The organism is Microbacterium sp. (assembly GCF_047971895.1).
GTDB lineage: Bacteria > Actinomycetota > Actinomycetes > Actinomycetales > Microbacteriaceae > Microbacterium.
This window is the reverse complement of sequence record NZ_JBKEAF010000103.1, coordinates 32,519-57,939: the sequence shown is the minus strand read 5'-3', so window position 1 is coordinate 57,939 and position 25,421 is coordinate 32,519. Positions and strand designations below refer to the sequence as shown.

Here is a 25,421-nt window from a genome sequence, read left to right as displayed (position 1 = left end):
GGTCGCAAGATCCTGAACGAGGCCGCGCACCCGCTCGTGGTGCAGGCCGCCACCATGGACGAGGGCGCCGACAAGGCCGCCGAACTGGCGAACGCCGCCTGATCAACGACGAGACTGTACGGAAAGTAGCAACAACATGTCGATCTTCCTGAACAAGGATTCCAAGGTCATCGTCCAGGGCATCACCGGGGCCGAAGCCACCAAGCACACCGCGCGCATGCTCGCGTCCGGCACGGAGATCGTGGGCGGAGTGAACGCGCGCAAGGCCGGCACGACCGTGTCGCACACCGACAAGGACGGCAACGCCGTCGAGCTCCCCGTGTTCGGCTCGGTCGCCGAGGCGATGGCGGAGACCGGCGCCGATGTGTCCGTGGCCTTCGTGCCGCCGGCGTTCACCAAGGACGCCGCGATCGAGGCCATCGACGCGGGCATCGGCCTGCTCGTGATCATCACCGAGGGCGTACCCGTGAAGGATACCGCCGAGCTGTGGTCCCACGCCAAGACGGTCGGCGGCACCCGCATCATCGGCCCGAACTGCCCCGGCATCATCACGCCCGACGAGGCGCTCGCAGGCATCACGCCCGCGACGATCACGGGCGCCGGCCCGATCGGCCTCGTGTCGAAGTCGGGCACGCTCACCTACCAGATGATGTTCGAGCTGCGCGATCTCGGCTTCTCGACCGCGATCGGCATCGGCGGCGACCCGATCATCGGCACCACGCACATCGACGCGCTCGCCGCGTTCGAGGCCGACCCCGAGACCAAGGCGATCGTCATGATCGGCGAGATCGGCGGCGACGCCGAAGAGCGCGCGGCCGACTACATCAAGGCGAACGTCACGAAGCCCGTCGTCGGCTACGTCGCGGGCTTCACCGCGCCCGAGGGCAAGACAATGGGCCACGCCGGCGCCATCGTGTCGGGCTCCGCCGGCACCGCGCAGGCGAAGAAAGAGGCCCTCGAGGCCGCCGGCGTCAAGGTCGGCAAGACGCCGTCCGAGACGGCGGCGCTCATGCGCGAGATCGTCGAGGCGCTCTGACGGATTCGAGAAGGGGCGGGATGCGACGGCATCCCGCCCCTTTCTGCGCATCCTGCTGCACGCCCGAAGGGGCGTGTGCGTGGTTCCCTGCATCGGGATGTTCGTAGACTCTGCTCAGGGGAGGGAGGGACGGATGCCGCAACCCGTCGCGCCGGCCGAGCGCACGCTGTTCCCGTGGCGCCCGTGGGACGTGGTCCTGGCGCTCGTGGGTGCCGTCGGCGCGGCCGTGCTCATCGCACTCGCACTCGGGGCGGCCGTGCCTCCGGTCATGGCCAACCTGTCGAGTGAGGTCTCCGAGGGGCGGACCGTGGTGCCGATCGGTGACGGGCGAGCCGAGGTCGTCGTTCCCGCCGGGTGGGTCGTGCAGCGCAGCGGTGGTGCCGTCACCGCCCTGACCCCCGACGGCGTGCTGTCGGCACGACTCGACCTGGTATCAGGCGACCCGCGCTCGATCGTCGAAGACGCGCTCGACGGTGCCGGCGTGCTCCGGGAGGAGACCCTGGCCTCGGGGCGGGAGATCGTGCATGCGGATGCCGCGGCCGACCTGTTGTACGCGGCGATCCCGATCGACGCCACCACGGCGGTGCGCGTCGTGGCCGAGACTCTCGAAGGGCACGCCATCGCCGAGTACCGTGCCGCGCTCGCCGGGCTGCTCGACGGGGTGCGTGCCGACGGGGGTGCATCGTGAGGCGGGCGGGCACCGCATCCGCACTGCTGGTCGCCGCCCTCGTCGTCACCGGCTGCGCGCCCGCGGTCGACGCGAGCTGGCGGCCGCCCGCGTGGCCGGCCGCCGAGGTCACCGTGCTCGACGCGCCGCCCGCCGCGCTGGACGCCGCGGCGGCGCACCTCACACCGCAGCGCCTGCGCGGAGGTGCCGTGCAGGCGCGTATGGCGTACCTGCCCGGTACGGGCGACGTTGCCGCCGCGTTCAACGCCCGGCTCGACGATCTGGTGCGCGCCGCGATCGCCGCGTCCGGTGCCGACTACGCGCCGACCGTGGGCGGGCGGGACGGCGGCCTGGGCGATCGCGGGTGCGTTCCCGGGTCCACCCTGCTGCCTGCCGCGGAGGTGCTCGCCGATCCGCTCCTGGGGCCCGGATCCGGCAGTGCCGCGGTCTGCGACGTCGTGGTCGCCGGCGGGGACGTCGTGGGGGAGAGGATGCGGGTGGTCACCGGCACCCCCGACGGCGTGACCGCCGATACGACGACGATCCTCTACATCGACACCGCCACCGGCGAGCTCGTCACCGGCACCCAGCTGTGGATCGACGAGGCCGCGGCTACGCTGCGCGACGACGTCGTCGAGGCGATCCGCCGCAGTGCGGGAGCGCTGAGCCTTGCTCCCATCGCACCGCCGGACGACGCCCAGACCGCGCTCATCGCCGCGGGACTGGACAGCACCGTGCCCGGCGGCGACGGCACTCTGGTGTTCACTCTGCCGGCCGGCTTCACCGCGCCGGAGCTGGCGGGTCTGGGCGTGCCGGCGACGACCGAGCCGTTGCCGATCTCGGTGCCGGCAGGCCTCGTGGCCGAGCTCGCGTCGCCGTTCGGGCAGCGGGTGGCCGCGGCATCCGATCTTCCCTACGCAGGGCCCCAGGCGGTCCCGGCCGGGCTCGACTGGGTGGACTGCACGCTGCTGCCCTGCGTTGCGCTGACCTACGACGACGGACCGTCCGGCTACACGCCGCAGCTGCTCGACACGCTCGCCGCGACCCAATCGGCAGCCACATTCTTCATGCTCGGGCAGAGCGCGGCCGGCCGTGGCGACCTCGTGCGCCGGGTCGCCGACGAGGGGCACGAGGTCGAGTCGCACACGTGGAATCATCCGTCGCTGCCGAGCCTCGACGACGAGGAGATCAGCGCCCAGCTGACCCGCACGCGCGACCTGCTGCGGCAGTTCAGCGGGCAGCCCGTGTCGACGTTCCGCCCGCCGTACGGCGAGTACGACGAGCGCGTGCTGCGGGTAGCGGGGTTGCCGGCGATCCTCTGGTCGGTCGATACGCGCGATTGGGAGGAACCGGCCGACGACGTGCTGCTCAGCCGGGGAATCGACGAGCCGAATCCGGGCGGCATCGTGCTGTTCCATGACATCCATGAACGCACGGTGCGGCTGGCCCCGCAGATCTTCGACGGGTTGCACGACCGCGGCTTCACGCTGGTCACGCTGCGGCAGCTGTTCGGCGGAGACCTGCCGACCTCGGGTGTATGGCGCTCGGCCGACTGAGCCGCGCTATCGTGAATCCATGCCTTTGACAGGAGAATACGAGCCGAGCACGTCGGAATGGGCGCGCGAGCAGGCCGAGAGGTTCGAGGCCTCCGGCGGTGCCGAGGCCAACCTGCTGCGCGGCAAGCCGATCATCGTGCTGACCACGGTCGGTGCGAAGACCGGTGCGCTGCGCAAGACCGCGCTCATGCGGGTCGAGCACGAGGGACGCTATGCCGTCGTCGCGTCGCGCGGAGGAGCCCCCGAAGAGCCCAAGTGGGCGGGGAACATGCGCGCGCAGCCGCACGTCGAGCTGCAGGACGGCGACATCAAGCGCGACTACACCGCCCGCGAGCTCAGCGGTGCCGAGCGCGCCGAGTGGTGGCAGCGCGGCGTGGCGGCCTGGCCCGACTATGCGGTGTATCAGACCAAGACCGACCGCGTCATCGCGGTCTTCGTGCTCGAGCCCCGGGAACCCTGAGCGAACCCGGGGCGCGAGCAGCATCAGCCGACGAGCGACTCGATGGGTCCGCGGGCGAAGAAGATCACGAACCCGACCGCGACGATCCACAGCAGCGGGCTGATCGTGCGGGCCCGCCCGGTCAGCGCGTGGATGACCACCCAGCTGACGAACCCGGCACCGATGCCGTTGGCGATCGAGTAGGTCAGCGGCATCACCGTCGCGGTGAGGAACACCGGCAGCAGCACGCGGAAGTCGGTGAGGTCGATGTGCTTGATCTGCGCCATCATCATCGCCCCGACGATCACCAGGGCCGCCCCGGCGACCTCGGTCGGCACGATCGAGGTCAGCGGGGTGAAGAACATCGCGAGCAGGAACACGACACCTGTGACGATGTTCGCGAACCCGGTGCGCGCGCCCTCCCCGATGCCCGAGCCCGACTCGATGAATACGGTCGAGGACGACGACGAGGTGAAGCCACCGGCGACGGCGCCGACGCCCTCGACGATGAGCGCCGACTTGATGCGCGGGAAGTCGCCCTTGGCATCGGCCAGACCCGCCTCCTTGGCGAGGCCGGTCATCGTGCCCATCGCGTCGAAGAAGTTCGAGAACACCAGAGTGAACACGAGCATCACGAGCGTCACGATGCTGATCTTGGCCAGGTCGAAGCCGAAGTCCACGGCACCGAGCAGGCTGAGATCGGGCACCGAGACCGGCGAGCCGGTGAGCGCCGGGATGGTCAATCCCCAGCCGCCGGGGTTGTCGACCGCAGAGCCCAGCTGCCAGATCGCCTCGACGATGACCGACAGCACCGTGCCGGTGACCAGGCCGATGAGCATGCCCCCCTTGATGCGCAGCGCCACCAGGACACCGGTCAGCAGCAGCGTGATGACGAACATGAGCGTCGGGATCGTGGCGACCGAGCCGTTGACGCCGAGGCCCACGGGCGGCGACGCCGCGCCCGTGGCGGCGACGAAGCCCGAGTTGACGAAGCCGATGAACGCGATGAACAGGCCGATGGCGACGGTGATGGCGAGCTTGAGCTGCACGGGCACCGCGTCGAAGATGAGCTTGCGCAGCCCCGTGACCGACAGCAGCACGATGATCAGGCCGTTGATGATGACGAGCGCCATCGCCTCGCCCCACGTGACCATGCCGGCGACGCTGAACGCGACGAACGCGTTGATGCCCAGGCCCGCCGCGAAGGCGAACGGCAGACGCGAGACGAGGCCGAACAGGATCGTCATGACACCGGCGGTCAGCGCCGTGGCGGCACCGACGGCGGCGAAGTCGAGCATGTTGCCGTCGACGTCGGGCGTCCCCGACAGGATGATCGGGTTCAGGATGACGATGTACGCCATGGTCACGAACGTGACCAGACCACCGCGCACCTCGGTGCCGATGGTCGAACCGCGTCTGGTGATCTCGAAGAAGCGGTCGAATCCGCTGCGCGGCTCGGGGGTCGTCGCAGGCTCGGGCGCGACAGTCTGATCGGTGCTCATCGGTCTCCTCGGAGTGTTCAGGAACTTCCCAGGAAAGAGTATCGGCTCGCGCGCCCGAAAGGTGCTGCGCACCACCGCTTATAGGGTCGTAACCGCATGTACCGTCTGATCGTCGCCCTGCTCGCCGCCCTCGATGCCGCCATCGCGGCCGCGGCGGTGCTGGCGGCCGTGCTGGCGCCGCTGACCGTGCTGTGGGTGTTCGGCCTCGGACGCCCGGACTGGGGGGCGCTGTGGCCGGCATCGGCGTCGGTGTGGCAGCTGGGTCACGTCGTGCCGCTGCCGCTGACGCTGCCCGACGAGTACATCGTGCGCACCGGTCTGCCGGCCGATGCTGCCGGCTTCACGCTGTCGCTGGCACCCCTGGCGTTCGCCGGGTTCACGGCCGTGTTCGCGGCCCGTTCCGGCTCGCGCGCGGCCGGGGCATCGGCGTGGATCTCCGGCGTGCTGAGCGGAACCGCCGTCTTCGCGGCGCTGGCGGCCGTGGTCGCCGTGACCGCGGGAAACCCCGTCGCTCAGCCGCAGTTGTGGCAGGCGGTGCTGTGCCCGGCGCTGGTGTACCTGATCGCCGCACTCGCCGGTGCGTTCGTGACGACGTGGCGCCGCGGCGACGGTGGGCTCGTCGACGCTCTCCGTGCGCGCGTTGAGGCACTGCCGGCGCACTGGGTCGACGTTCCGGGTCTCGTCGTGCGCGGGACCGCCGTCACGCTGACCGGCCTTCTCGGGCTGGGCGCCCTCGCCCTCGCCGTCGCCGTGCTGACCCGTGGCTCCGAGGTCATCGCCCTCTTCGAGGTCGCGCGGGTCGACGCACTGGGGGCCACGCTCGTCACCCTCGGTCAGCTCGTCTACCTGCCGACGCTGATCGTCTGGGCCCTCGCCTGGATCGCCGGCCCCGGGTTCGGCCTGGGTGTGGGGTCGGCCGTGTCGCCGGCGGGCACCCAGACCGGACCGGTTCCCGGCATCCCGATCCTCGGTGCCGTTCCCGAATCGATCTCGCCCTGGCTGCTGCTGGTGCTGCTGCTGCCGATCGGCGTGGGTGCGCTGGCGGGCTGGATCGTGCGCTCGCGGCGAGTGGATGCCGACCCGCTCCTGCCGCGTCTGGTGATCACCGCGTCCATCGGTGTGCTGACCGGTGCCGGCGCCGCGCTGCTGGCCGCCCTCGCCGCGGGCTCGATGGGACCCGGGCGCCTCGCGGCCGTCGGGCCCGAGCCCGGACCGGTCGCCGTAGCGGTGGGACTGGAGGTGCTGGTGGGCGCCGGCATCCTGCTGCTCGGACCACTCGCGCGGCGCCCACGCGGTGCCGGAACGCTCATGTCCGACACCTTGCCCGTCCTGTCCGGGACGTCCCGGTAGACTGGCCCGGTGCTGTCGGTTGCCGTGCTGATCTCCGGCGGGGGCTCGAACCTGCGGGCGCTGCTGGAGGCCGCGAGCGACCCCGGATTCCCGGCACGCATCGTGGCCGTCGGTGCCGACCGCGAATGCGGCGGGCTGCGGCACGCCGAGCGGTTCGGCATCCCGTCGTTCACCGTCCCGTACCCGCGCTTCGCCACTCGCGACCAGTGGGGCGATGAGCTGGCCGCACAGCTCGACGTCTGGCAGCCCGACCTGATCGTGCTGAGCGGTCTCATGCGCCTGCTGCCGACCGGGCTCGTCGCACGCTATGCGCCGCGCATCATCAACACGCACCCGGCCTACCTTCCCGAGTTCCCCGGTCCGCACGGCGTGCGCGACGCGCTCGCGGCCGGTGCGACGCAGACCGGAGCGAGCATCATCGTCGTCGACGAGGGGGTCGACTCCGGCCCGATCATCGCGCAGGAGCGCGTGCCGGTGCTTCCCGGCGACGACGAGCACACCCTGCACGAACGCATCAAGCCCGTCGAGCGGCGACTGCTCATCGACGTGGTGCGACGCTACGCCACCGCATCCTGACACCCGAGGAGAGAATATGGCCGGCCCGACCCACGACCCCGCCCTGTATCGAGACCGTGACGTCGTGCCGGTGCGCCGCGCGCTCGTGTCGGTGAGCGACAAGACGGGGCTGCTCGAGCTGGCCACCGCCCTGTCGGCGGCGGGCGTCGAGATCGTGTCGACCGGGTCGACGGCCGCACGCATCCGCGAAGGCGGGTTCGCGGTGACGGATGTCGCGACCGTGACCGGCTTCCCGGAGTCCCTCGACGGGCGTGTGAAGACCCTGCACCCCAGCGTGCACGCGGGGCTGCTCGCCGATCTGCGCCTCGAAGACCATGAGCGCCAGCTCGCCGACCTCGGCATCGCACCGTTCGAGCTCGTCGTGGTCAACCTCTACCCGTTCGCCGAGACCGTCGCCTCGGGTGCCGCCCCCGACGCGATCGTCGAGCAGATCGACATCGGCGGCCCCGCTATGGTGCGCGCCGCGGCCAAGAACTTCGCCAACGTCGCCGTCGTCGTCTCGCCGGAGTCGTATCCGGCGGTCATCGAGTCGATCGGCCAGGGCGGCACCTCGCTCGCGCATCGCCGGGAGTTGGCGGCGCGTGCCTTCGCACACACCGCCGCCTACGACCGTGCCGTCGCGACGTGGTTCGCCGACGGCACGCTCGCCGAGGAGGACCTCCCCGCCTACCTCACCATCAAGGCCGAGCGGCTCGAGACGCTGCGCTACGGCGAGAACGGGCACCAGCGCGCCGCGATCTACACGACGCAGAACGGCCGCGGCATCGCCCAGGCCACGCAGCTGCAGGGCAAGTCGATGTCGTACAACAATTACGTCGACGCCGATGCCGCACTCCGCGCCGCATTCGACATGGTGCAGCCCGCGGTGGCCATCATCAAGCACGCCAACCCCTGCGGTATCGCCGTCACCGCGCCCAATGCGCTCGACCCGATCGCCAGCGCGCACCTGCGCGCGCACGAGTGCGACCCGGTGTCGGCGTTCGGCGGGGTGATCGCGGCCAACCGCACCGTCACTCTGAAGATGGCCGAGAACCTGCGCGACATCTTCACCGAGGTGATCGTCGCCCCCGACTTCGAGCCGGCCGCGCTCGAGGTGTTCAAGCTGAAGAAGAACCTGCGCGTGCTGCAGCTGCCCGCCGACTGGCAGCAGGAGCGCATGGACGTGCGCCTCGTCTCGGGCGGCCTGCTGCTGCAGGACGCCGACCGGTTCCCCGACGACATCGAGTCGGTCGCGAAGAACTGGGAGCTCGTCTCGGGGGAGCGCCCCGACGACGACGCCATGACGAACCTCATCTTCGCGTGGAAGGCCTGCCGCGCCGTCAAGTCGAACGCGATCGTGCTGGCGCAGAGCTCCGCCACTGTCGGCATCGGCATGGGGCAGGTCAATCGGGTGGATTCGTGCCGCCTGGCGATCGAGCGGGCGGGTGCGCGTGTGACCGGTGCGGTCGCGGCATCCGATGCCTACTTCCCCTTCTCCGACGGGCCGCAGGTGCTGATGGACGCCGGTATCGCGGCGATCGTCCAGCCCGGTGGGTCGGTGCGCGACGAAGAGACGGTGCAACTCGCCCGCGAGCGCGGCGTCACGATGTTCTTCACGGACGAGCGGCACTTCTTCCACTGAGCGCGCTGTCGCGGCCGTACGCCTCGAGCCACCGCAGCCACGCCTCGCTCGGCGTGGGGAAGGCGGGCACGGTGTGCGGGTGCAGCAGTGCCTTCGAGGGGACGCACGCCCAGTACGAGCAGGTGCCGCCGCCGGGCCGGCGCCGCATCCGTCGTCGTGTCCGATTTCCGCGAGCCGAGCGGGCCTGCACGTGTCAGGCTGGAGGGGTGGACGGCACGACCCTGACCTTCGACGAGCGCTACCGGGCCATCGACGCGCGCGATGCGCGATTCGACGGTCAGTTCATCACAGCGGTGCGTTCCACCGGAATCTACTGCCGGCCGAGCTGCCCCGCGCGCACGCCGAAGCCCGCGAACGTCACGTTCTATCCCACCAGCGCCGCCGCCCACGAGGCCGGATACCGCGCGTGCAAACGGTGCCTGCCCGAAGCGGCCCCCGGGTCGCCCGAGTGGAATCTGCGCGGCGACGTCGCCGGCCGCGCGATGCGCCTCATCGCCGACGGCATCGTCGAACGCGAGGGCGTTCCCGGCCTCGCCGCACGGCTCGGGTACTCTGCGCGGCACCTCACCCGGCTGCTGACCGCCGAGCTCGGCGCCGGACCGCTCGCCCTCGCCCGCGCGCACCGCGCCCACACCGCCCGCATGCTGCTCGTCGGCACCGAGCTGCCGATGGCCGACGTCGCCTTCTCGGCCGGCTTCACCAGTGTGCGCCAGTTCAACGACACCGTGCGCGAGGTCTTCGGGATGACCCCGGGCGCCCTGCGCGGTTGCCGCCCCCGCTCCCCGGCGCCGGACCGCTCCCCGGCGCTGGACCGCTCCCTGGCGCTGGACCGCTCCCCGGCGCCGGACCGCTCCCCGAGCCCGTCGAGGGGCGCCCTCTCACTCGCACTCCCCGTGCGTGCGCCGTTCGACGCCGCCGGGCTGTTCGCCTGGATGGCCGCCCGGGCGCTGCCCGGTGTCGAGGTCGCCACGACCGACAGCTACGCGCGCACGCTGGCGCTGCCCGGCGGCGCCGCGTGGTTCCGGCTACGATACGACGGCCGGCACGTGCAGCTCGACGCCCGGCTGCAGCACCTCGGCGATCTTCCGGTGCTGGTGGGGCGTGCACGGCGCCTGTTCGACCTGGATGCCGACCCCGTCGCGGTCGACGCGGCTCTCGCCGAGCATCCCGAGCTTGCGGGCCTGGTCGCCGCCACGCCCGGCATCCGCGTGCCCGGCACGGTCGACGCCGCCGAGATGCTCATCCGCGCCATGGTCGGGCAGCAGGTGTCGGTCGCCGCGGCCCGCACCGCGCTGTCACGCCTGGTCGCCGAGCTCGGCGCACCGGCCGCGGAGCCCGGCGCGCTCGCCGCAGACGGAGAGTGGCGCCTGTTCCCCACGATGGCGGCCATCGCCGAGCACGGCGCCGAGGTGCTGCGCGGGCCCGCCGCGCGCATCCGCGCCGTCGTGGGCACGGCGGAGGCGGTGGCCGACGGCGCTCTCACGTTGAGCCCCGGCGACGACCACGCCGAGCAGCGCGCGGCCCTGCTCGCCCTCCCCGGCGTCGGGCCGTGGACGGCCGACTACGTGCGCATGCGCGTGACCGGCGACCCCGACGTGCTCCTGCCCGGCGACGTCGCCGTGCGCGCCGGGGCGGCGGCCGCCGGCATCCCTCCCGCTCCCGCTGCTCTCGCCGACTGGGCCACGCGCACCGCGCCGTGGCGCAGCTACCTCACCGCGCACCTGTGGCGCGCGGCATCCCCACTCTCGAGGAGGACCTCATGACCGCGACCATCCAGACCGTCGACACCCCCGACGGGTCGTTCACGATCGTCGCCGACGAGCGCGACCGCGTGCTCGCCTCGGGGTGGACAGCCGACCCACAGGCCGCGCTCGATCGCATTCCGACCCGCGTACGCCCCGACCGCGTCGCCGACGGCGAGACGGCGGCTGCGGCCGCCGCCCTCGCGTACTACGCCGGAGACGTCACGGCGATCGATGCCGTCGAGGTCGCCCAGCACGGCACGCCCCTGCAACGGCGGGGGTGGAACGGTCTGCGCACGATCGCCCCGGGCCATCCGCTCACGTACACGGAGTTCGCCGCCGCGATCGGCGAGCCGGCCGCGGTCCGCGCCGCCGCGTCGATCTGCGCGCGCAACGCGCCGGCGCTGTTCGTGCCGTGCCACCGCGTGCTGCGCTCCGACGGCACCCTCGGCGGCTTCGCTTGGGGGGTGGACGTCAAGCGCAGTCTGCTCGCGCGTGAAGCCGCGCACTGACCTGACAGCATGTGCGTGTTGCGCACGCAGGAGCAGCCAGCATAGGCTGGTCGGCTGTGCGTTGTTCGGCACAGTCCATCGATCCGAGGAGGAAGCCATGTATCAGGCTGTCATCACGAAGCCGTTCGCGCCCGTCCTCGCCATCGCCCGCCGCACTCTGGCCGGGTCCGGGCAGTAGCCCCGGCGGGCATCGCCCGCCCGTCCCGCGTCGTGCCCCGGAGGGCACGACGCCGTCGGCGCCTCCGCACATCCCGCGGCCGCGCCCCCGCCGCGCCCTGCGCGAACCATCCCCGCACATCCCACAAGGATCATGACCTCCACCGCCTCGTCCCCTCCGCTGTCCACGCTGCGCGCCCTCGGGCGTCTCATGCCGTTCGTCCGGCCGGTGCTGCCGCAGCTCGTGCTCGGCGCCGTCGCGGCGCTGCTCGCCAGCCTCGCCGCGCTCGGCATCCCGCTCGTGCTCGAAGTCGTCGTGCGCGGCCCCATCGCCACCGGCGACATCGCGCAGATCACGTGGGGCGCCGTCGCGATCCTCGCGCTCGGGCTGCTCGAGGCCGCCATGGTCTGGGCGCGGCGCTGGTTCGTGCTCGCACCCGGCACCAAGGTGGAGTACGAGCTGCGCACCGGCTTCTACGCGCGGCTGCAGCGGCTGCCCGTCGCTTTCCACGACAAGTGGCAGTCCGGCCAGCTGCTGTCCCGCATGATGCAGGACATCTCGATGCTGCGCCGCTGGCTGTCTTTCGGCAGCGTGCTGCTGGTCGTCAACATCATCACGATCGTGGTCGGCCTGGCACTGCTGTTCAGCTGGCACTGGGTGCTGGGACTCGTCTTCCTGGTGTGCTCGCTGCCGCTGTGGTATGCCGGCTCGCGGTTCGAGAAGACGTACGGCACCCTCGCCCGGCGCAGCCAGGACCAGGCCGGAGATCTGGCCACCAGCGTCGAGGAGTCGGTGCACGGCATCCGCGTGCTGAAGGCTTTCGGCCGCGGCAAGTTCGCACTGCGCAAGTTCGCGCAGCAGGCAGAGACCCTGCGCGGCACCGAGCTCGACAAGGCCCGGGCCGTCGGCTGGATCTGGTTCTGGCTCGTGCTGCTGCCCGACATCGCGTTCGCGCTCAGCCTGGGTGCCGGCATCACGCTCGTGCTGGCCGGCGAGCTCGAGATCGCGCAGCTGATCGCCTTCTTCGCGATGGCGACGGTGCTGCGCTGGCCGATGGAGTCCATCGGGTTCCTCTACTCGTTCACCCTCGACGCGCGTACGGCCACCGACCGCATCTTCGAGGTGTTCGACGAGCAGAACACGATCGTCGACCCGTCGCATCCCGTCCGTGACGCGGCCCCCCGCGGCGCGCTCACCTTCGAGGGGGTGCACTTCCGCTACCCGGACGCGCGTCCCAGTGAGCGTGACCTGATCGACGGCATCGACCTCGAGCTGCGCTCGGGCGAGACGATGGCGCTGGTCGGTCTGACCGGGTCGGGCAAGACGACCATGACGACCCTGCCCACGCGGCTGTACGACGTCACCGGGGGACGGGTGCTGCTGGACGGCATCGACATCCGCGACCTCACTCTCACAGAGCTGCGCACTCACATCGGGATGGCCTTCGAAGACGCGACGCTGTTCTCGCAGTCGGTGCGCGAGAACGTGCTGCTGGGCCGGGAGGACCTCGAGCCGGGAAGCGCGGAGACCGAGCGGGTGCTGCGTGAGGCGCTCGACGTCGCCCAGGCGGGTTTCGTCGACGACCTGCCCGAGGGCGTCGACACGATCATCGGCGAGGAGGGCCTCTCGCTCTCGGGCGGCCAGCGGCAGCGGCTCGCCCTGGCCCGGGTCGTCGCGGCGCGCCCGGCCGTGCTCGTGCTCGACGATCCGCTGTCGGCGCTCGACGTCGACACCGAGAAGCTCGTCGAAGACGCCCTGCGCGAGGTGATGGCCGAGACGACCGCGCTGGTCGTCGCCCACCGCCCGTCGACGGTGATGCTCGCCGACCGGGTCGCCCTGCTCGAACGCGGGCGCGTGACGGCGGTGGGCACGCACTCCGAACTGTTGCGCTCGAGCGCCCACTACCGGCACGTGATCTCGAGCCTCGAAGACGAACAGACCGCCGTGCGGGAACGGGAGGTGAACCTGTGAGCACCGGTGTCATCGGCACGAGCGGCGAGGACCGCTCCGACTACTCGCGCGCCGAGAGCAAGGCCATCCGGCGCCGTTCGCTGCGTCTGCTGGGGTCTCTGCTGAGCCCGCTGCGCTGGCAGCTGATCCTCGCCGCCAGCGTGCTCGTGGTGTCCACCGCCCTGCGCGTGATCGGTCCGATCCTGATCGCGATCGGCATCGACCAGGCGCTGCCTGCGGTCATCGAGCAGAACGACTGGATGCCGACGGTCGTCGTCGTCGGCGTCTACCTGCTGTCCGCCTTCGGTGGCGCGGCCCTCATCGGCTGGTACGTGGTCGTCGGTGCGCGCTTGACGCAGACGGTGATGCTCGAGCTGCGCCAGCGCATCTTCCTGCCCCCCCAGCGGTTGAGCCTCGAGTTCCACGAGTCGTACACGTCGGGCCGCATCATCTCGCGGCAGACCAGCGATCTCGACACGATCCGCGAGCTGCTGGACGGCGGCCTCAACGAGCTCGTTTCGGGGGTGCTGTACGGCGGGTTCACGCTCATCGCGCTGCTGGTGTGGGATTGGCAGTCGGGCGTGGTGCTGGTGCTGGCCGGCATCCCGCTCGCGTTGCTCATGCGCTGGTTCTACCGGCGTTCGCAGATCGTGTACCGCGAGTCGCGGGTGGTCAGCGCGAAGGTGATCGTCAAGTTCGTCGAGACGATGACCGGGGTGCGCGCGGTCAAGGCGTTCCGCAAGGAGGAGCGCAACGACGAGGAGTTCGGCGACCTGTCGGGTCAGTACCGCGAGGTGAACATGCGGGCGATCCGCCTGTTCGGCGCCTTCGAGCCGGGCCTCATGGTGATCGCTGCGTTCTCGGTTGCCGCCGTGCTGCTGTGGGGCGGCATCCGCGTCGCCGACGGTACGCTCGCGATCGGTGTGCTGCTGTCGGCGGTGCTGTACGTGCGCAACTTCTTCGCGCCGCTGCAGGAGATCGCCATGGTGCTCAACACGTACCAGTCGGCCACCGCGGCGCTGGAGAAGGTGTCGGGCGTCCTCGAAGAGAAGCCGACGGTGCCCGATCCGACCGAGCCCACCGACCTGTGGACCGCAGAGGGGCACCTCGAGTTCCGCGACGTGGAGTTCGGGTACGGCAACGGTCGGGTCATCCTGCCCGACTTCTCGCTTGACATCCCTGCCGGCCAGACGATCGCGCTGGTGGGAACCACCGGTGCCGGCAAGTCGACGCTCGCCAAGCTCGTGTCGCGCTTCTACGACCCCACGAAGGGGGCGGTCACCCTCGACGGGGTCGATCTGCGCTCACTGCACCCGAAGGGCCTGCGCCGGGCCATCGTGATGGTCACGCAGGAGGCCTACCTGTTCAGCGGGACCGTGGCCGACAACATCGCGCTCGGCAAGCCCGATGCGACGTTGGAGGAGATCGAGGCGGCCGCGCGGGCGGTGGGGGCGGATGCCTTCATCCAGCGCCTTCCGGACGGCTACGACACCGACGTGAACAAGCGCGGCGGGCGCGTCTCGGCGGGGCAGCGCCAGCTGATCTCCTTCGCGCGGGCGTTCCTGGCGAACCCGGCAGTGCTGATCCTCGACGAGGCCACGGCGTCGCTCGACATCCCGAGCGAGCGGCAGATCCAGGAGGCGCTGCAGACGCTGCTCGCCGACCGTACCGCGATCATCATCGCCCACCGCTTGTCGACCGTGGCGATCGCCGATCGCGTGCTCGTGATGGAGCACGGTCGCATCATCGAGGACGATAGCCCCGCCGCGCTCATCGCCGGCACGGGCAAGTTCGCCCAACTGCATGCGGCGTGGCGCGCGTCGCTCGTGTAGACCGTCGGATGATCGCCACGTCCTCCGACGTTCACGCGGCGCGCCAGGGCGACGAGGCCTCGGTGGGGGAGGGGAATCCGAGACCCCGCCGCCGGATCGGGGTGGCGCTCGCTGTATCAGTATGAGGGCCGGGTCATCGAAGCAGGTCGACGCTCGCTGAGCGGATGCCTAGATTCGGATCTCTGCGATGACCTCACCGTACTCCGTCTCGCCCACCGGTGTGAAGCCCACCCGCTGGAAGAACGCCTCGGGCCCGCCGGGGCCGGCCTCGTAGATGACGTCGACGTGGTCTTCGCCGCGGCGCCCCGCCTCGTCGATCAGCGACGCGACGGCGAAGCGCCCGACACCGCGGCCCTGGTCGTCGGCGTCGACGTTGATGCGCAGCAGCACCGATCGGAAGTGACCCTGCGGGAACTCCGGGTCGAAGTTCGCGCTGACGAAACCGACGACCGCGTCGCCGTCCAGCACCACGCGCTGCCACGTGGTGGCGGGGTTGACGACGGTCGAGACGATCCCGTACGACACCGGCGCGAGGAACTGCTCCTGCCCCGGCTTCAGGGACAGGTTGTTGACAGCGACGATCGTTTCGGCCGACAGCTCGACCAGTCGAAGTTCAGCCATGCTGTCAGGGTAACCGGATTCGGCGGCGAGGTGTGAAATGCGTCGCAGGCTTGACCCCGTTCGGGCTCAGAGCGACGAAGGAGCCGCCGTTGATCGAGCACCGCGACGGCGTGGTCTACCGGCGGCTGGACGTGCAGGATCCGTCCGTGCTGCGCACGGCCCACACCCTACGAGGCGCAGGTGACGACCGCTGAGATGTCTTGACGTCAAGATAACTCGCAGGACTCGCTGGGGTAGGATCGACGGGTGACCGAGTCGACCATCATCTACACCCACACCGACGAAGCGCCGGCCCTGGCCACCGCCTCTCTCCTCCCGATCATCCGGGCATTCGCGGGCCGGGCGGGCGTCGAGATCGAGACGCGCGACATCTCGCTCGCCGGCCGCATCCTGGCCGCGTTCCCGCAGCGCCTGACGCCCGAGCAGCAGGTGGGCGACGCACTCGCCGAGCTCGGTGGGCTGGCGACCCTGCCCGAGGCGAACATCGTGAAGCTGCCGAACATCTCGGCATCCATTCCGCAGCTGAAGGGGGCTATCGCCGAGCTGCAGGCACAGGGCTACGACATCCCCGACTACCCGGACGACCCGCAGTCGCTCGACGAGAAGGACGTGCGCGCCCGCTACGACCGCATCAAGGGGTCGGCGGTCAACCCGGTGCTGCGCGAGGGCAACAGCGACCGTCGCGCACCGCTGTCGGTCAAGAACTACGCCCGCACGCATCCGCACCGCAACAAGCCCTTCCCCGACGGTTCGAAGACGCGCGTGGCCACCATGAGCGAAGACGACGTCCGGCACAACGAGAAGTCGTGGGTCGCGGCGCACGACGACGTGCTGACCGTCGTGCACATCGCCGCCGACGGCACCGAGACGGTGCTGAAGGAGGGCCTGAAGGTGCTGCCGCGCGAGATCGTCGACGCCACGTTCCTGTCGGCCGACGCCCTCGACGCGTTCCTCACAGACACGATCGCGACCGTTGCCGCCGAGGACGTGCTGTACTCGGTGCACCTGAAGGCGACGATGATGAAGGTCAGCGACCCGATCATCTTCGGCCACGTGGTGAAGACGTACTTCGCCGATGTCTTCGAGCGATACGGCGACCGCATCGCGGCGGCGGGCCTCACGCCGAACAACGGCCTGGGCTCGATTCTCGCGGGCCTTGCCGACGTCGACGGCGGCGACGAGATCGCCGCCGCGTTCCGGCAGGCGCTCGACCGTCCGCGGCTGTCGTACGTCAACTCCGACAAGGGCATCACGAACCTGCACGTGCCCTCCGACGTGATCGTGGACGCCTCGATGCCCGCGCTCGTGCGCAACGGCGGAAAGCTGTGGGGCGCCGACGGGGGAGAGGCCGACACGCTCGCCGTCATCCCCGACTCGTCGTACGCCGGCGTCTACCAGGCGGTCATCGACGACGTCATCGCCAACGGCCCGCTCGATCCCGCCACGATCGGCACCGTGCCCAACGTCGGCCTCATGGCGCAGGCGGCCGAGGAGTACGGCAGCCACGACAAGACGTTCGAGATCGCGGCCTCCGGCATCGTCGAGGTACGGGACAGCGAAGGCACCGTGCTCATCGAGCACGAGGTCGGCGCGGGTGACATCTGGCGGGCCACGCAGACCAAGCACATCCCGGTCATGGACTGGGTGCGCCTCGCGGTGTCCCGCGCGCGCGCCACCGGTGCGCCGGCCGTGTTCTGGCTCGACCTCAACCGCGCGCACGACGCCCAGCTGATCGCCAAGGTGCACCAGGCGCTCGCAACCCTCGACACCGCGCACACCAAGGGCGTGCAGATCACGATCCTGCCGCCGGCCGAGGCCGCCCGGTACTCGCTGGCCCGCATGCGCCAGGGGCTGGACACCATCTCGGTCACCGGAAACGTGCTGCGCGACTACCTCACCGACCTGTTCCCGATCCTCGAGGTCGGCACGTCGGCCAAGATGCTCAGCATCGTGCCGCTGCTCGCCGGCGGCGGCCTGTTCGAGACGGGCGCCGGCGGTTCGGCGCCCAAGCACGTGCAGCAGCTGCTCGCCGAGGACTATCTGCGCTGGGACTCGCTGGGCGAGTTCTTCGCGCTCGCCGCCTCGTTCGAGCACTACGCCGACGTGACGGGCAACGCCCGTGCGAAGGTGCTGGCCGACACGCTGGATGCCGCGACCGGCACGTTCCTCGAGAACGACAAGTCGCCCGGGCGCGCTCTGGGCACGATCGACAACCGCGGCTCGCACTTCTACCTCGCGCTGTACTGGGCGGCGGAGCTGGCGACGCAGACGGCGGATGCCGAGCTGGCCGCCGCGTTCGCCCCCGTCGCCGAGGCGCTCGCCGCCGACGAGCAGGCCATCGTCGCCGAGCTGCTGGCCGTGCAGGGCGAAGAGGTCGACCTGGGCGGCTACTACCACCCCGACGTGCAGCGGGTGGCCGAGGTGATGCGCCCGTCGGCGACGCTCAACGCGATCATCGACGCCTGAGCGCGCGGAGCCGCGCGGTCAGGCGTGGATCCAGACGACCGTGCCGTTGGGGGCCCAGTCGTACAGGTACTTCGCGTCGCCCACGCGCAGGTTGATGCAGCCGTGGCTCATGACGTTCCCGAAGTTGTTGTGCCAGTAGGCGCCGTGGAACGCCTGATCGCCGTTGAAGTACATCACCCACGGCACGTTCTCGGTGTAGTAATACGGCGGCTTGGTGAGGTCTTCGTTGCCCATGTTCTGGATCGTGAGCTTCCAACCGATGCGGTACGTGCCGGTGAAGGTGGGGAAGGAGGGAGTGCCCGTCGAGGCGAGGAAGGATGTCACGACCGCGCCGTCCTGACGCAGGTACACGCGCTGCTCGCTCAGGTCGACCTCGATCGAGCGGCTGACCTTCGTGACCGCGGGGTCGGTCACCGTGACCGGCAGCACGTAGGCGGCGTCGCCGGCCGCCAGCTGTTCCGCGTACGCGGTGGCGATATCGTCCGTGCTGTCGAGCGTGCGCCCGGAACGGCCCTCGGTGAGGGTGTTGAGCACGTTGCCGTTGCCGTCGGCGAGCACCGTCGTCGGCTCGGCTTCGCGGTCGACCTGCCCGGCGAGCGTGTCGACGACCTGCTGGATCGCCGCGATGTCGGCGGTCATCTGCACGGCCCCGCGTGCGTCGGTGGTCAGCTCGATCCACGATGCGAGCGTGTCGGCGTCGACGGGCACGGTGCGCTCGTCGCCCACGTAGAACCCGGCGTTGGCGATCATGGTGTTCAGCTGATCGGCCGCCGCCTGTGCGACGAACGTCGGCGTGTGGGCCTCGACCGGCACGGACTCCGGCCGAACCTCGACGGTGGTCTCGCCCGCGCTGAACGCCGTCTGCAGCGACGCGAGCACCGCGTCGATGTCTACGCCGGTGCCGGGTGCGGCCGGCGTGACGATGTAGGTCTTGGCCTCGGCGTCGTACGCGACGACAGCGTCGGTCGGGTCGGTGAACAACTGCGGCGCGGCCGAGCGCACGGTGGCGACCGCCTTGTCGCGGTCGATGGTGATCTGGGCGTGGGATGCCTCGGCGAACCACGTCGACGGGTTCCACATGGGACGCTCGGAGAACACCGCCTGGGCGATCGCCTGCGCGTCGACCTCGGCGCCGAGGTCTGCGCCGGTCACGCTGGCGTCGCTGCCGGGGCCGGTGAGCACGATCTGCGTCTGGTGCAGGCGGGTGCTCACCGCTTCGGCGGCCGCGCCGGGGGTCATCCCCCCGACCGGAACGCCCGCGATGGCGGTGCCCGGGGCGATGAGGACGAGGGATGCCGTGACCAGCGCGACCACGGTGGCGACGGCGATGCCGCCGGACCACCAGGCGCCGCGATGGCGGCGCTTCGCCGGCGCCGCGGGCGCCCACGCGTGGGTCGCCGATGCGTCGGAAGAGGCGCTCGTGGCCGGCGCCGTCGGTGTGCTGCCGGTGTCGGTCACGACATCACCCCCTGGTCTCGCGTGGCCACCCGCTATGCTACGCGACGCGGGAGGGCATCCTCGCCCTCCGCGGCCTGTGAACCGGCACGGAAACGGGCCGCTTCCGACCTGGCAGCGCGACTCGAAGTCGTCGAGCGCCGCACTCATCGTCGACTCGGCCTCGGCCATCTTCTCGGCCTGTGCCGTGTCGTCCTCCGGTGCCTGCGCGTACGTGGCGGGCGAGCGGTCGAGATCTGGTTCGGCGGTGCACGCGATCAGGCCGAGGAGGGCGAGAGGGCGGCCAAGGCGACGGCGGTGAATTCACGCGTCAACGCGACGTCACGGGCGCACCGAATCGGATAGATAACGAATCCGTAACTACTGGGCGAATCTCGGCGGAAGGGTTGCGCACATGCGCCAGGTCGCCCGCCCCACGACGGTCGGCGACGACGATCTCCTGCTGATCACGGTGGGCGCCGGTGTCGGCTCGGGGCTGCTCAGCGGCGGACGCCTCATACTCGGCAGCCCCTTCGCCGCTGGCGAGTTCGGCCACGTGACGGTCGGCACCGACGGCGGCCCGACGTGCGCATGCGGGAAGGACGGATGCCTCGAGGCCTGGCTCTCGGTGCCGTCGCTGGGTGCGCGGCTCGCCGCCGCAGGCCCGGCCGACCGCGACGGCGTCCTGCGGGGCGCGGGTGAGCGCCTCGGAGTCGTCATCGCACCTATCGTCGGCGCGCTCGACCTGCCCGAGATCGTCCTCTCGGGCCCCCGAACTTCTCGACGGACGCCTCGCGCGCGCGACCGTCGAGACCCTCCGCACACGGACGCTCGCCGAGTTCCACGATGGCGTGCGCGTGCGGATGACGGAGCAAGGCCAGGACATCGTCCTGCGTGGCGCCCCCGTCGTGGTCCTGTCGGGACAACTCGGCGTGTCATAGGCCGCCGCCCACCCCCGGCCCGACGTCGTCGAGGTCGGCAAATGCCACGCCGCACCGTAGTACGCCGGCTCGCGCATCGTGTTCCACTCGCCCGAGGCCTGAGACGGCGCCGTGCCCGAGACTCTCGAAGTGGCAGGGGCTCGTAGGCCGCACCCGGTTCGACCTGCGCCGCCCCGCGTGCGGCGGGCGACCCGTCGGCAATAATGCAGGCTGGATGCTGCGGCCACCCGCCGCACGGTGCGGTCTGCGTCGATCGAGCCTGCGCTATTGCACGGGCGCGGGCAGAGGTGGGTCCGGGTCAGGGCGCGAAGACCTTGCCGGGATTGAGGATGCCGAGCGGGTCGAACACGCCCTTGATCTGTCGCTGCAGCTGCCACTGGTCATCGCCCAGCTCGTCGGCCAGCCAGCGGGACTTCAGCACGCCGATGCCGTGTTCGCCGGTGAGCGTGCCGCCCAGCCGCAGGGCCGCACGGAACAGATCGTCGGCCGCCGCCCAGATGTGATCGGGCACGTCCGGTCCATCGAACACGAAGTTCGGGTGCAGGTTGCCGTCGCCGGCGTGCACCACCGTCGGGATCACCACGTCGTGCTCGCGTTCGATGCGGGCGATCTCGTCGAACATCGCCGGCAGGGCGCTGCGCGGCACCGACACGTCTTCGATGAGCGTGGTGCCGAGGCTCTCCATCGCGGGGTGCATCGAACGGCGCACCGCGAGCAGATGCTCCCCGTCGGCGGCGTCGTGCGAGACGACGACCGTGCCCCCGGCATCCCGCAGTACGCCTGCGATCGCTGCCGCCTCGAGGTCGGCCGCCGGCCCGTCGGTCTGGATCGTCAGCTGTGCCGAGCCCGGCGCGGGTGCCGGCAGAGCGAGCAGAGCGTGCACCGCGGCGAGCGACGCGGCATCCATCAGCTCCATGATCGCGGGCTGGATGCCGGCGGCCGTCACAGCCGCCGACGCCACCGCCGCAGCACGCACCGCGGGGAACGAGGCCGTGAGGGTGCGGACCTCGCCCGGCACGAGCCGGCGCAGCCTGAGGGTCGCCCCGACGACGACGCCGAGCGTGCCTTCGGAGCCGATGAACAGCGAGGTGAGGTCGAGGCCGGTCACCCCCTTCACGCTGCGGTGCCCGAGGTGCAGCAGGCGGCCGTCGGCCAGCACCACGTCGAGGCCGAGTACGGCGTCGCGCACGACCCCGTACTTCGCGCACAGCAGTCCGCCGGCACCGGTGGCGATATTGCCGCCGACCGTCGAGATGGCGCGGCTGGCGGGATCCGGCGCCCACCACAGGCCGTGCCCGGCGAGCGCGGCGTTGAGGTCGCCATTGAGGATGCCGGGCTCGACGACGGCGATCAGGTCGTCGGGGCGCACCTCGAGCAGGCGATCGATGTCGCGCAGCGACAGCGCGATCTCGCCCGGGCCCGCGTTGGCACCCCCGGCGAGCCCGGTGAGCGCACCCTGCACGACGACCGGAGTGCGGGTGTCGGTCGCGATGCGCATCACGGCCTGGACGTCGGGAATGGATGCTGCGCGCACCACTGCCAGCGGCATCCCCGCCGAGGCGTGGCCAGACTTGTCGGCGCGCGCGGCCTGGAGCGCGCTCGTCGTCGTGTCGACGCGGGCGCCGAGGGCCGACCGCAGCGCCGTCACGACGGCGCCCGTCATGACAGCCGCTCGCGCCCCACGAACACGCCGGACACGACCGCGACGAGCGCGAAGGCGAGCCCGATCCAGACCTGCCCCAGATCCCACCAGGCGACCGTCGCTGCAGCGAACACGAGCAGCTCGACTCCGGCACGGATGAACGGGTGCACGCGGATCACCGCCTTCGGCGACACGAACAGCGCCCACACGACGATGGCCACGGCCGGTGCGCCGACGCCGACGAGGACGTTCCACGCGAACGGCCAGGCCGTGAATCCCCACCAGGCGAAGGTGAAGATGGCGAACAGCTCGACGAGGAAGCGCACGACGTGCAGCGCCGTGATCTTCGTGTGCGCCGGACCGTGCTGGGCGTGTGGGGCGGCCGGGGGAGTGGGCTCGACGCGCGAGGTATCGGGCATGGACCCATTCTACGGCGGTTGTCATCAGCCTTGCGTCGTCGCGAACGCACAGTCTGCGCGCGAAGCACCCGCCATTCGCGACGACCGAGCGGGTCTGGGTGATGACCTGGCAGGCTGGGGTCATGAGCACCGACAAGGTCCCCGCTGAGTTCCGCCGACTGCTCGAGCTGCCGCTGTACGGGCACCTCGGCACGATCCGCCCCGACGACACGGTGCAGGTGAACCCGATGTGGTTCGAGTTCGACGGCGAGCACGTGCGCTTCACGCACACGAACCGCCGGCAGAAGTTCCGCAACGTGCAGCGCAATCCCTCGATGGCGCTGTCGATCCTCGACCCCGACAGCCCGTCCCACTACCTGGAGATCGCCGGGCGCCTCGTCGAGACCATCCCCGACCCCGAGGGCGCGTTCTTCGTGCGGCTGCAGAACCGCTATGGAAACCCCAGCACGACACCGCCGCGAGACAAGGCCGACCGCGTGGTGCTCGTGATGTCGATCGAGCGCACCACGAGTCAGTAGCCCCGACTCCGACCACCGGTGCAGGTCGTGGGCACCGACTTCGGCCTGGCGCGCTCGCATTGCCGCGCGCGTTCGTGCACGACAGGGTTCGGGGCGAGGCGACCCAGCACCTCGTACCGCACGACGATGCGCGCTCCGTCGGTCTCGTCCACGCGTGGGGCGACCACGATGCCCTGAGAGAGGTGCCGGTCGGGGTGCTGCAGTCCGGCGATCTGACCATCGAGCGGCCGCTGCCCGAACCCGTCGCAGGCGCACTGCACCGGTGAGCCCGGATGCCTCGGTGACCAGCGGATAGCCTGAGAGGATGCCTGTCGACCCGTCTCCGCACGACGCGCGGGCGCAGCTGGCGGCGCTCGCGGCCGGTGCGGGGCGCGCGCTCGAGCTCGCCCGCATCCGGGGGTTGCCTGTACCCGCCGACCCGCGGCCGGCCGCCGTGCTGATCCTGTTCGGCGTGCTCGATTCCGTGCGCAGTGCCGCACAGGCATCCACGGTCTCTCGCGATCTCGACGTGCTGCTGCTCGCCCGCGCACGCACCCTGCGTTCGCACGCGGGGCAGGTGGCGTTTCCCGGCGGCCGGGTCGACCCCGGCGATGACGGCATCGTCGGTGCCGCGCTGCGCGAAGCACGGGAGGAGACCGGCCTGAACCCTGCAGGCGTTGACGTGCTCGGCGCGCTCGATGCGATTCCGCTCGCGCACTCCGAGCACATGGTGACGCCCGTGCTCGCGTGGTGGCGGCATCCATCTCCTGTCGGCGTCGTCGACGAGGCCGAGAGCTCGGCCGTCTTCCGTGCGCCTGTGGCCGACCTGCTCGATCCTGCCCACCGCGGGGTGACGGTGGTCCGCCGCGACGGCCAGGAGTTTCGTGGACCCGGCTTCCATGTGCGGCACGCCACGGGTGACCATCTCGTGTGGGGCTTCACGGCGATGGTGCTCGACGCACTGTTCGACCGGCTCGGGTGGACCGAGGAATGGGATGCTACGCGCGAGCTGCCGCTGGATCTTCTCGGCGACTGACACACTGACTACGCTGGGGTCGTGCACGGAATCTGCCGCATGAGCGTCGCGAAGGTGTACCCGCTGTACGTCGCCAAGCTGGAGAAGAAGGGTCGCACCGTCGCCGAGCTCGACGAGGCGATCGAGTGGCTGACCGGCTTCGGCGGTACGGAGTTGCGTCGGCATCTGGCCGACGGGACCACTTTCGAGGACTTCTTCGCGGCCGCCCACCTCAACCCCGACGTGTCGAAGATCACCGGTGTCGTCTGCGGTGTGCGCGTCGAGACGATCGAGGACCCGCTCATGCAGCAGATCCGCTACCTCGACAAGCTCGTCGACGAGCTCGCTCGTGGCAAGGCGATGGAGAAGGTGCTGCGCCGCTGAATACGGGGTGCCGAGGAACGCCACGGGCCGCCGCTCGGCATGAGCACACTCGATGACGATCGCGCGTTGTTCGGGCCGGGGTGCCGTGCACACGTCGTTGTAGGTGTCATCGATACGCTCTGATTATGACCGATGAGTGGCAGGCGCTCGAGGCGTGGCGCGGTCAGCTCGTCGGTCGAGATCGGCCGACCCCGACTGTGACCATTCGCGCTCCGCGCGAGCGCGCTCTATCGTCCGGCGCTGGGGCCTTTCTTGGCCTCGCGGACGATGGTCGACAGTACTGGGTGAAGGTGCCGGGAAATGCCCAAGGCAATCAGGTGCTCGTGAACGAGGTCATCGTTGCTGAAGTAGGCAGACTGATTGGCGCACCAGTGCGCGAGAGAGCGTTGGTGCGCGTGCCTTCCTCAGTAGCTGCGTGGTCAGAGTTTCCAGTTCGCGGAGTAGTCGGGCCGCTCGTTGCGCACGCGTCGCATCATGTTCCCGGCGCTGTCGACGATGATGAACTGCGTTATACGAAGCGCGATGACAACGCCCGCCGGCAGGCAGCGATGGCGGGCCTCTGGGACTTGTGCGTCGGTGAAGACCCGCAGTGGCTGTACGAGACCGCTGCGTCGTATTCAGTCTGGTCGTACGACCACGGCCTTTGGTTCACGACGGGCGAGGGAGATTGGGATCGAAACGTCCTCGAGCGTCTGGCAGACGTTGACAGCAGGATCCCGAAGTTGCCGGCTGCGGTTAGTCGAGAGCGCCTGAGTGAGGTTGCCGACGTGATCGACGAGCTAACGCCCGACCAGCTCTTAACGGCGGTCTCCCTGGTGCCGGTAGAATGGGGGACCGACGACGGGGACCTCGAGACAATGGCATGGTTCCTGTACTCCCGCCGCAGGCCGGTCGCTGAGCGTCTCCGGAAGCGAGCAGAGCCAGCGTCGGGTGATCAGAGGATAAGGACCCCGATATGAGCGCGGCATATCTTTACTGGCTAGTCCGGTACGTGCCCGATATCGCGCGCGGGGAGAGAGTCAACGTCGCGGTAGTAGCGGGGCGAGATGGCGGAGACTGGGC

23 protein-coding genes and 1 pseudogene are annotated in these 25,421 nt (G+C 70.6%); 18 read left to right on the top strand and 6 right to left on the bottom strand.

The annotated features are described in order from the left end of the window. Nucleotides 1-136 precede the first annotated feature (136 nt). The 4 genes from sucD to ACK5IN_RS08350 all read left to right on the top strand — a co-directional run bounded on the left by sucD (nucleotide 137) and on the right by ACK5IN_RS08350 (nucleotide 3,719). Entirely contained in the window at nucleotides 137-1,036 is a 900-nt protein-coding gene (gene sucD, locus ACK5IN_RS08365; protein WP_416895730.1) for a succinate--CoA ligase subunit alpha, read from the top strand. Between the two features lie 133 nt (nucleotides 1,037-1,169). Further along, nucleotides 1,170-1,724, top strand: coding sequence for a hypothetical protein (locus ACK5IN_RS08360; protein ID WP_416895729.1), 555 nt, complete (start codon nucleotides 1,170-1,172; stop codon nucleotides 1,722-1,724). Next, nucleotides 1,721-3,259, top strand: coding sequence for a polysaccharide deacetylase family protein (locus ACK5IN_RS08355; RefSeq protein WP_416895728.1), 1,539 nt, complete (start codon nucleotides 1,721-1,723; stop codon nucleotides 3,257-3,259). The genes ACK5IN_RS08360 and ACK5IN_RS08355 overlap by 4 nt, the downstream gene beginning before the upstream one ends. A 19-nt stretch (nucleotides 3,260-3,278) precedes the next feature. After that, complete coding sequence (locus ACK5IN_RS08350) at nucleotides 3,279-3,719, top strand: nitroreductase family deazaflavin-dependent oxidoreductase (protein ID WP_416895727.1); 441 nt, start codon at nucleotides 3,279-3,281, stop codon at nucleotides 3,717-3,719. A 23-nt stretch (nucleotides 3,720-3,742) separates the two neighbouring features. Here the strand turns inward: ACK5IN_RS08350 and ACK5IN_RS08345 are convergent, their stop codons facing one another. Further along, on the bottom strand, nucleotides 3,743-5,200 hold the full coding sequence (locus tag ACK5IN_RS08345; RefSeq protein WP_416895726.1) for an NCS2 family permease: 1,458 nt from the start codon (nucleotides 5,198-5,200) through the stop codon (nucleotides 3,743-3,745). A 96-nt stretch (nucleotides 5,201-5,296) separates the two neighbouring features. Between ACK5IN_RS08345 and ACK5IN_RS08340 the strand changes: the two genes are divergently transcribed. From ACK5IN_RS08340 to purH, 3 genes are read left to right on the top strand one after another with little or no spacing between them, the layout of a single operon-like run. After that, nucleotides 5,297-6,550 (top strand): DUF6350 family protein, encoded by a 1,254-nt coding sequence (locus ACK5IN_RS08340; RefSeq protein ID WP_416895725.1) that lies wholly within the window; start codon nucleotides 5,297-5,299, stop codon nucleotides 6,548-6,550. A 9-nt stretch (nucleotides 6,551-6,559) separates the two neighbouring features. Further along, complete coding sequence (gene purN, locus ACK5IN_RS08335; protein ID WP_416895724.1) at nucleotides 6,560-7,126, top strand: phosphoribosylglycinamide formyltransferase; 567 nt, start codon at nucleotides 6,560-6,562, stop codon at nucleotides 7,124-7,126. A 16-nt stretch (nucleotides 7,127-7,142) separates the two neighbouring features. Beyond that, nucleotides 7,143-8,747, top strand: a complete 1,605-nt coding sequence (purH, locus tag ACK5IN_RS08330) for a bifunctional phosphoribosylaminoimidazolecarboxamide formyltransferase/IMP cyclohydrolase (protein WP_416895723.1) — start codon at nucleotides 7,143-7,145, stop codon at nucleotides 8,745-8,747. Here the strand turns inward: purH and ACK5IN_RS08325 are convergent. Then, nucleotides 8,719-8,895 carry a hypothetical protein gene (locus tag ACK5IN_RS08325; RefSeq protein WP_416895722.1) on the bottom strand — a complete coding sequence of 59 codons (177 nt, stop codon included), beginning with the start codon at nucleotides 8,893-8,895 and terminating at the stop codon, nucleotides 8,719-8,721. The two genes, purH and ACK5IN_RS08325, sit on opposite strands and share 29 nt — an antisense overlap. Before the next feature lie 58 nt (nucleotides 8,896-8,953). Here ACK5IN_RS08325 and ACK5IN_RS08320 point away from each other — a divergent pair, with 58 nt between their 5' ends. The 4 genes from ACK5IN_RS08320 (at nucleotide 8,954) to ACK5IN_RS08305 (ending at nucleotide 14,940) form a co-directional block, all read left to right on the top strand. Then, on the top strand, nucleotides 8,954-10,510 hold the full coding sequence (locus ACK5IN_RS08320; RefSeq protein WP_416895721.1) for an AlkA N-terminal domain-containing protein: 1,557 nt from the start codon (nucleotides 8,954-8,956) through the stop codon (nucleotides 10,508-10,510). Then, the gene (locus ACK5IN_RS08315) at nucleotides 10,507-11,001 is read left to right on the top strand and encodes a methylated-DNA--[protein]-cysteine S-methyltransferase (protein ID WP_416895720.1); all 495 of its coding nucleotides are present in this window, start codon (nucleotides 10,507-10,509) and stop codon (nucleotides 10,999-11,001) included. Before ACK5IN_RS08320 ends, ACK5IN_RS08315 begins: the two co-directional genes overlap by 4 nt. 310 nt (nucleotides 11,002-11,311) lie before the next feature. Continuing rightward, nucleotides 11,312-13,129, top strand: a complete 1,818-nt coding sequence (locus ACK5IN_RS08310) for an ABC transporter ATP-binding protein (protein WP_416895719.1) — start codon at nucleotides 11,312-11,314, stop codon at nucleotides 13,127-13,129. Next, nucleotides 13,126-14,940: an ABC transporter ATP-binding protein gene (locus tag ACK5IN_RS08305; protein WP_416895718.1), complete on the top strand. Its 1,815-nt coding sequence runs from the start codon at nucleotides 13,126-13,128 to the stop codon at nucleotides 14,938-14,940. The genes ACK5IN_RS08310 and ACK5IN_RS08305 overlap by 4 nt, the downstream gene beginning before the upstream one ends. A gap of 168 nt (nucleotides 14,941-15,108) precedes the next feature. Here the strand turns inward: ACK5IN_RS08305 and ACK5IN_RS08300 are convergent, their stop codons facing one another. Then, the gene (locus ACK5IN_RS08300; protein WP_416895717.1) at nucleotides 15,109-15,561 is read right to left on the bottom strand and encodes a GNAT family N-acetyltransferase; all 453 of its coding nucleotides are present in this window, start codon (nucleotides 15,559-15,561) and stop codon (nucleotides 15,109-15,111) included. A gap of 246 nt (nucleotides 15,562-15,807) precedes the next feature. On the opposite strand from ACK5IN_RS08300, the gene ACK5IN_RS08295 reads away from it, so the two are divergent. Beyond that, nucleotides 15,808-18,027, top strand: a complete 2,220-nt coding sequence (locus ACK5IN_RS08295; RefSeq protein WP_416895716.1) for an NADP-dependent isocitrate dehydrogenase — start codon at nucleotides 15,808-15,810, stop codon at nucleotides 18,025-18,027. Between the two features lie 18 nt (nucleotides 18,028-18,045). On the opposite strand, the gene ACK5IN_RS08290 is transcribed toward ACK5IN_RS08295, so the two are convergent. After that, nucleotides 18,046-19,485 carry a L,D-transpeptidase family protein gene (locus ACK5IN_RS08290; protein ID WP_416895715.1) on the bottom strand — a complete coding sequence of 480 codons (1,440 nt, stop codon included), beginning with the start codon at nucleotides 19,483-19,485 and terminating at the stop codon, nucleotides 18,046-18,048. A gap of 427 nt (nucleotides 19,486-19,912) precedes the next feature. Here ACK5IN_RS08290 and ACK5IN_RS08285 point away from each other — a divergent pair. Further along, nucleotides 19,913-20,402, top strand: a pseudogene (locus ACK5IN_RS08285) (ROK family protein); the annotation flags it as partial. 298 nt (nucleotides 20,403-20,700) lie between these two features. On the opposite strand, the gene ACK5IN_RS08280 reads toward ACK5IN_RS08285, so the two are convergent. Together ACK5IN_RS08280 and ACK5IN_RS08275 are read right to left on the bottom strand one after the other, a co-directional pair. Further along, nucleotides 20,701-22,065: an FAD-binding oxidoreductase gene (locus ACK5IN_RS08280; RefSeq protein WP_416895714.1), complete on the bottom strand. Its 1,365-nt coding sequence runs from the start codon at nucleotides 22,063-22,065 to the stop codon at nucleotides 20,701-20,703. Continuing rightward, nucleotides 22,062-22,463, bottom strand: a complete 402-nt coding sequence (locus ACK5IN_RS08275; protein ID WP_416895713.1) for a YrdB family protein — start codon at nucleotides 22,461-22,463, stop codon at nucleotides 22,062-22,064. Before ACK5IN_RS08275 ends, ACK5IN_RS08280 begins: the two co-directional genes overlap by 4 nt. Before the next feature lie 122 nt (nucleotides 22,464-22,585). On the opposite strand from ACK5IN_RS08275, the gene ACK5IN_RS08270 reads away from it, so the two are divergent. The 5 genes from ACK5IN_RS08270 (at nucleotide 22,586) to ACK5IN_RS08250 (ending at nucleotide 25,318) form a co-directional block, all read left to right on the top strand. Beyond that, nucleotides 22,586-22,981 carry a PPOX class F420-dependent oxidoreductase gene (locus tag ACK5IN_RS08270; RefSeq protein WP_416895712.1) on the top strand — a complete coding sequence of 132 codons (396 nt, stop codon included), beginning with the start codon at nucleotides 22,586-22,588 and terminating at the stop codon, nucleotides 22,979-22,981. A gap of 74 nt (nucleotides 22,982-23,055) precedes the next feature. Continuing rightward, complete coding sequence (locus ACK5IN_RS08265) at nucleotides 23,056-23,247, top strand: hypothetical protein (RefSeq protein WP_416895711.1); 192 nt, start codon at nucleotides 23,056-23,058, stop codon at nucleotides 23,245-23,247. 38 nt (nucleotides 23,248-23,285) lie between these two features. Then, on the top strand, nucleotides 23,286-23,996 hold the full coding sequence (locus ACK5IN_RS08260) for an NUDIX hydrolase (protein ID WP_416895710.1): 711 nt from the start codon (nucleotides 23,286-23,288) through the stop codon (nucleotides 23,994-23,996). Nucleotides 23,997-24,035: 39 nt separating this feature from the next. Next, nucleotides 24,036-24,359 (top strand): DUF2200 domain-containing protein, encoded by a 324-nt coding sequence (locus ACK5IN_RS08255; RefSeq protein WP_416895732.1) that lies wholly within the window; start codon nucleotides 24,036-24,038, stop codon nucleotides 24,357-24,359. Nucleotides 24,360-24,484: 125 nt separating this feature from the next. Continuing rightward, on the top strand, nucleotides 24,485-25,318 hold the full coding sequence (locus ACK5IN_RS08250) for a hypothetical protein (RefSeq protein WP_416895709.1): 834 nt from the start codon (nucleotides 24,485-24,487) through the stop codon (nucleotides 25,316-25,318). Nucleotides 25,319-25,421 lie beyond the last annotated feature (103 nt).